General features: G+C 70.5%; 1 protein-coding gene. It reads right to left on the reverse strand.

Translation table 11 applies throughout. From position 1 onward, the window contains the following. The coding region (gene pabB / locus M1M07_RS32255) for an aminodeoxychorismate synthase component I (protein WP_248676770.1) at positions 1-1,264 on the reverse strand (1,264 nt) is incomplete at both ends.

A 1,264-nucleotide genomic window follows, 5' to 3' on the forward strand; every position in this document is an offset into this window, starting at 1 on the left:
GTGGCGACCATGGTGCGGATGACGATCGACAGGTCGGCGGCGCCGGTCGGGGACAGATAGCCCAGGGCGCCGGAGTACACGCCGCGGGGGCCGTCCTCGAGTTTGTCGATGATCTCCATGGTGCGCAGTTTCGGGGCGCCGGTCATCGACCCGCCGGGGAACGCCGCGCGCACGCAGTCCACGGCGGACACGTCCGGTCGCAGGGTGCCGCGCACGGTGGACACCAGCTGGTGCACCGCCGCGTAGGTTTCGACGTCGAACAGCTTGGGCACGTGCACCGAACCCGGGACGCACACCCGGGACAGGTCGTTGCGCACCAGGTCGACGATCATCAGGTTCTCGGAGCGGTCCTTCTCGCTCGAGTGCAGGTCCTGCCACAGCATCTCGTCCTCGGCCTCGGTGGCGCCGCGGGGCCGGGTGCCCTTGATCGGTTTGGATTCGACGACACCGTCCGCGTCGATCCGCAGGAACCGTTCCGGGGACGCGCTGAGCACCGAGATGCCGGGGAACTGCAGCAACGCGCTGTAGGGGGTGGGGCTGATCTCGCGCAGGCATTCGTAGGTGCGCAGCGGATCGATGCTGCGTTCGACGGTGGCCATGTTGGTCAGGCACACCTCGTAGGTTTCGCCGCTGCGGATCTCGGCGACGCACTGGCCGATCAGATCGAGATAGCGCTGCCCGTCGTGCCGCAGCCGCATCGGGTGGTCGCGGTCCAGGCGCAGCAGCGGCGCCGCGTCGGGTGCGGGCACGGTCACGTCGTCGAGTTCGGCCAGGGCGGCGGCGGCGCGGTCGAACCAGTCGGTGGTCGCGCGCTCGCCGGGCTGCGCGCTCAGCGCGAGCAGGTAGCAGTGGCCGGCTTCGTGGTCGAGGACGACGGCCCGGTCGGCGAACACCATCGCCGCGTCCGCGGTGGGCGAGGTGTGCACGAGCTGGGCGCCGGCGTCGGCCTTCAGTTCGTAGCCGAGATAGCCGACGTAGCCGAGGCCGAAGGCGAACGGCAGGTCGTCGCGGCGCGCGACCGGACGTTCGGCGAGGCGCCGGTCGATGTGGTCGAAGAACGTGCTGTGGTGTTCGGTGACGGTGCCGTCGACGGCGTGTTCGCGCACCAGGGTTTCGGCGACGCTGTAGGTGACGAACTCGGAGCGGGGCCCGGAGCCGTCGCCCATCACCGTGAACCGGGATCCGGGTTCGGCCGCGGCGCTGCCGTCGAGCCAGAAACTGTGCGGGCCGTCCGCGAAGAGCCGCTCGAACACCGCCTGCGGGT

It is taken from the genome of Rhodococcus sp. HM1 (assembly GCF_023218075.1).
GTDB lineage: Bacteria > Actinomycetota > Actinomycetes > Mycobacteriales > Mycobacteriaceae > Rhodococcus.